Annotated in this window: 5 protein-coding genes; all 5 read left to right on the top strand. The window is 74.6% G+C overall.

Annotation, left to right across the window (positions count from 1 at the left end; translation table 11 throughout):
* The first annotated feature begins 314 nt into the window (after window positions 1–314).
* Window positions 315–704 carry a sensor histidine kinase gene (locus AB8Z36_RS30565; RefSeq protein WP_369216633.1) on the top strand — a complete coding sequence of 130 codons (390 nt, stop codon included), beginning with the start codon at window positions 315–317 and terminating at the stop codon, window positions 702–704.
* 114 nt (window positions 705–818) lie between these two features.
* Window positions 819–1,079, top strand: coding sequence for a mersacidin/lichenicidin family type 2 lantibiotic (locus AB8Z36_RS30560; protein WP_369216632.1), 261 nt, complete (start codon window positions 819–821; stop codon window positions 1,077–1,079).
* Complete coding sequence (locus AB8Z36_RS30555) at window positions 1,072–1,488, top strand: mersacidin/lichenicidin family type 2 lantibiotic (RefSeq protein ID WP_369216631.1); 417 nt, start codon at window positions 1,072–1,074, stop codon at window positions 1,486–1,488. The genes AB8Z36_RS30560 and AB8Z36_RS30555 overlap by 8 nt, the downstream gene beginning before the upstream one ends.
* 104 nt (window positions 1,489–1,592) lie before the next feature.
* Window positions 1,593–4,880, top strand: a complete 3,288-nt coding sequence (locus AB8Z36_RS30550; protein WP_369216630.1) for a type 2 lanthipeptide synthetase LanM family protein — start codon at window positions 1,593–1,595, stop codon at window positions 4,878–4,880.
* Window positions 4,877–5,182: hypothetical protein (locus tag AB8Z36_RS30545; protein ID WP_369216629.1), on the top strand; the 306-nt coding region annotated here is incomplete at its 3' end. The genes AB8Z36_RS30550 and AB8Z36_RS30545, both read left to right, overlap by 4 nt.

Raw genomic sequence — 5,182 nt, 5'->3', positions numbered from 1 at the left:
GCCCGTGCACCGTGCCCTGCTCGACCCGCAGGTCGAAGCCGTCGAGGGCGTCCTTGTCGCGGTACCTCTTCCGCAGTCCCTCGGCCCGTACCGCGAAGCCGTCGCCGTTCATCGCCCGCCCGGGAGATCGCTGGTCGCACACCTACTGGGTCCCCCCCCCCCCCCCCCCCCCCCCCCCCCCCCCCCCCCCCCCCCCCCCCCCCCCCCCCCCCCCCCCCCCCCCCCCCCCCCCCCCCCCCCCCCCCCCCCCCCCCCCCCCCCCCCCCCCCCGCTTCGCCCTGCGGGACCTGGCCCAGCGGCTCGCGGGGCCCGGCATGGCGATCAGCGTCCATCTGGAGCCGACACCGCTGCCGCCGCTGCCCGCCCCGGTCGAGGGCGCCGTCTACCGCATCGCGGCCGAGGCCCTGGCCAACGCCGTACGGCACGCGGGGGCCGCACGGTGCGAGGTCAGGGTCGCCGCGGGCCGCTCCACCGCCCTGCTCACCGTCAGCGACAACGGTTCGGGGCTGCCCGCACAGGTGCGCCCGGGAGGTGTCGGGCTCGGCTCGATGGCGGAGCGGGCGCGGGAGGTGGGCGGCTCCTTCGAGGTGGTCAGCGACGCCCGGGGCACGAGCGTACGGGCGCTGCTGCCGACCGGGGGCGAGACGGCCGAGCCCGTCCCGCGGGCGGACGGGACGCGGACGGGACAGGGAAGGGACCGCTGACTCATCCCTCCGGGACAGCGGGCGCCCGAAGCTGATCAGGAGCACCGGACGCATGCGCGGCGGGCCCCCGACGGGCCTGGCGCCGGGGTGCGCCGGACCAGCGAGGGAGACCACATGGACATCACCAGGGCGTGGAGAGACGCCGATTACCGCGCGGCACTGAGTCCCGCACAACGGGCCGCGCTCCCCGCCAACCCCGCGGGCGCCGTCGAACTGGACGACCAGGAGCTGGCCGACCTCGCCGGAGGCACCGGGAGCGTCTGCGCCCTCACCGTCTCGGTCTGTGTGACCGGCGTGGCGGGCTGCTGGACCCTGAACAACACGGTGTGCAACGGCACCTGCGGGTGGAGCGGCACGAAGGGGTGCTGTGGCTGACATCGCCCGGGCATGGCGAGATGCCGAGTACCGCGCGTCGCTGCCCCCCGAGCAGCGCGCCGCCGTCCCCGCCCACCCGGCGGGGGCCGYCGAACTGGACGACCTGGAACCCCGCTCACCGACTCATGACGAAGGGAAGTACCCCATGGACATCGTGCGCTCCTGGAAGGACCCGGAGTACCGGTCCTCGCTCTCGGAGGACGAACTGCGCGTGCTGCCCGGCCATCCGTGCGGCCCGGTCGAGCTCTCCGACGAAGCGCTGGCGCTGGTGGCCGGTGCCAGAACCGAGCAGCTGAACACCGCGGGCTGCTGCGCGGGCACCAGTTCCAACACCAACTGCGGCGGTCATCAGACCTGCTGCAAGGTGACCGAACGCTGCTACACGTGCAGCGGCGCGGCCTGCCACTAGGGCCTTGCCGCGACCGCGGACACCATCCGATCAAGAAGACCGCAGAAGCCCACACAAGACCGCAGAAGACCGCAGAAGACCACGGAAGACCACGGGGACCCCACATGACCAGCGAAAGCGCGGTCCGTCCGCTCGCCCCCACCGGCCCTGACCCAGCCGCGTGGCATCTCGCGTCCACCCTGGCCGAACGCCTCGAACGCACCGCTCTCGGCCGTCCCGCCTCGGCCGTGGACACCGAGCGCGGCCGACGGCGCCTCGCCCGGTGGAAGGAGGAGAAGTTCTACACCTTCACGCCCGAGCGGCTGGAGAGGTGGCTGGACTCGCTCGGCCTCGCCGAGGCCGACTTCGCCGGTCTCCTCGGCGAGACACGGGAGTCGGTGGCCGCCCGCTTCACCGGCCCCCCGGAGTACGTACGCGCCATCGAGCGCGCCTGGGCGGCCGGGTGCTCGACGGAACGCCCGGTCGAACGCGGGTTCCTCACGCTGGTCGCGCCCCTCATCGACGACGGCGAGCGCCGCATCAGGGCCGCCCTGGCCGGGCTCGTCGCGGAGCACCCGAGCGAGCACATCAGGGGCGACCTGCTCGCCGAGCAGCTCTGCCTGCCGCCCGTCGGCCTGACCGGCGTGCTCAGCCGCACCCTCGTCCTCGAACTGAACGTCCTGCGCGTGCGGGGCGGCCTCACCGGCGAGACGCCGGAGGACAGGTTCAAGGACTTCCTGCGCGGCCTTGCCGATCCCGCGTACGCCCTCGGCCTGCTCAAGGACTATCCGGTCCTCGCCCGGGACCTCGTACGCGTCGTGGACAACTGGGTGTGCACCAGGGTCGAGTTCGCCCGGCACCTGCTGACCGGCCTGCCCGAGCTGCTGGCACGTCTCGGCACCCCCGAGACCCTCGGCGCCGTGCGCGAGGTCGTCTTCAACGCCGGGGACTCCCACCGGAGCGGGCGCTCGGTGGCCATCGTGCGTTTCGCGGACGGCCGGAAGGTGGTCTACAAGCCGCGCTCCCTTGCGGTCGACGTCCACTTCCAGGACCTGCTGCGACGGCTCAACACCCTCGGCGTGCGGCCCGGACTCCGTACGCTGTGGATCGTGGACCACGGCGACCACGGCTGGACGGAGTTCGCCGCCACCGGCGGCTGCGCCGACCGCGACGGTGTCGCCCGCTTCTACCGGCGCCAGGGCACCTACCTCGCGCTGCTGCACTGCCTGGCCGCCACCGACTTCCACTACGAGAACCTGATCGCCTCGGGTGAACACCCCGTCCTCGTCGACCTGGAGGCGCTGTTCCACCCACGGACCGGCGAGACGGAGCCGCCACCGCACATGCCGCCGCACGCCCTGCGCGTGCTGGCCGAGTCGGTGCTCTCCGTCGGCCTGCTGCCCACCCCGATCATCTCCTTCGAGGACGACGCCGCCGACAGCCTCGACCTGAGCGGGCTCGGCGACCCCGCGGGGCAGCTCACCGCGGCCCCGGTGCCCATCTGGCAGGAGCCGGGCACCGACCGGATGCACCTCGTACGGCGGCGGATGGAGATGCGCGGCGGGCAGAACCTGCCCTCCCTCACCCAGGACACCTTCACCGTCCTGGACTTCCAGGACGAACTGGTCGCCGGGTTCCAGGAGACCTACCGCCTGCTGCTCGCCCACCGCGACGCGCTGCTCGCCCCGGGCGGGCCCCTCGACGTCTTCGCCACCGACAGCGTGCGCGTGGTCCTGCGCTCCACCCAGACCTACGCCCGCATCCTCCAGGAGGGCTACCACCCCGACCTGCTGCGCGACGGCCTCGACCGGGACCGCTTCTTCAGCCTGCTGTGGGGCGAGGACCACAGCCCCGTGGGTGACGCGGCCGTCGCGGCGGCCGAGCTCGACCAGATCGGCACCGGCGACATCCCCATCTTCACGGCGACCGCCGACTCCCTGGACCTCGTGTCGAGCGACGGGACGGTCCTGCACGACGTGCTCGAACAGAGCGGCATGGACCGCGCCCGCCAACGCGTCCGCGCCATGTCGGAGGCGGGCCTCGCCCAGCAGACGTGGTTCCTCGAAGCCTCGCTCACGGCGCTGACGATGGGCGGCGACGTGGAGGGTGCCGCCGGTACGGGAACGCCGGTCCCCGCACCGGCCCTGGCGGGCGCTCCCGCCACCGAGGACGCGCTCCTCGCCGCCGCCCGCCGCACCGGCGACCGGCTGCTCGAACTGGCCGTGACCGACGAGGACCGGATCTGCTGGCTGGGTCTGTCCCTGGTCGGCGAGAAGGTGTGGCAGGTCGGCCCGGCCTCCATGGACCTCTACAACGGCATCGCGGGCATCTCCCTGTTCCTGGCCCACCTGGCCGAGCAGACCGGTGAGAACTCCTACCGGCGGGCGGCCGAGGCGGGGGCCGGTGCGCTGGTCGGGCAGCTCGAACGGCTCGGTGACATGGACGAGCGGACGGTCAGGCTGCTCGGCATGGGCGTCTGCGCCGAACTGGGCGGCTCCCTGTACGCGCTGAGCCACCTCGGCGCCCTCTGGGACCGCCGTGACCTGCTCGACAGCGCGGCCCTCGCCGTCGCGCCGCTGCGCGCCCTCGCCCCCGACGACCGCGCCCTGGACGTCGTGGCGGGCTCGGCCGGTGCCGTGCTCGCCGGGCTCGCCCTGTACTCCGTACGGCCCGACGAGGAGACCCTCGAAGCCCTCACCTTCATGGCGGACCACCTCGCGGCAGGCGCCGACACATCGGGGACCGGGGCCGCCTGGCACTGCTCCATCAACCCCTCGGCGCCGCTCACGGGGTTCTCCCACGGGGCGTCGGGCATCGCCGTCGCGCTGGCCCGCCTCGACGCCGTCACCGGACGGGGCGCGTACACCGGCCTCGTCCAGGGAGCGCTCCGCTTCGAACGGGCCTCCTACGACCCGGAGGCTGGTCACTGGCCCGACCTCAGGGACACCGTGCCGTCCGGCGTCGCCATGACCGCGTGGTGCCACGGCGCACCCGGCATCGGCGCCGCCCGCGCCGCGCTCCTGCCGCACCTGCCCGACGACGGCCCGCTCCGCGAGGACCTGCGGACGGCGGTCCGCGCGACCCTCGACGGCGGGTTCGGGCGCGGCAACCACAGCCTCTGCCACGGCGATCTGGGCAACCTCGAAGCGCTCCGACTCGCCGCGCGGGCCACCGACGACCCCGCGCTCGCCGACCACGTCGGGCGGCTCGCGGCGGGCGTCCTGACCGGCATCGAGCGGCGCGGCCCCCTGTGCGGGGTGCCGCGCGGGGTGGAGACGCCCGGTCTGATGGCGGGACTCGCCGGGATCGGCTACGGCCTGCTGCGCCTGGCACGCCCGGAGGCGGTCCCCTCGGTCCTGCTGTTCGAAGGCCCGGAATCGGTCCTGGCGTGCGAAGGGCCGAAGCGCCCGTGACCCCGACCGCGACGGACCCGCGCTTCCGGGCCGAGGCGCTCGCCGCCTACGGCGGCGCACCGGCCCGCCCGGCCACGGGGAGCCGCCCCAAGGTCCCGCGACATCCGATGGTCCTGCTCGTCGTCCTCGCCGCGGTCCTCGCCCGGGCGGTCACCGCGCCCCTCGTGCCGGGACACGTGGACGGGACGATCGTGGCGGACGAGGGGGCGACGGTGCGCTGCCTGCTGCCGGGCGGCACCCCGGCCGGTCGGCTGACCGGCCGTCCCGCCCGGATCATCGACCGCTACCGGACCACCGAGACC

Origin of the sequence: Streptomyces flavofungini, assembly GCF_041028215.1 — a bacterium.
Classification (GTDB): Bacteria; Actinomycetota; Actinomycetes; order Streptomycetales; family Streptomycetaceae; genus Streptomyces; species Streptomyces flavofungini_B.
The sequence above is the reverse complement of the archived record's forward strand: the minus strand, read 5'-3'. Positions and strand labels throughout refer to the sequence as shown.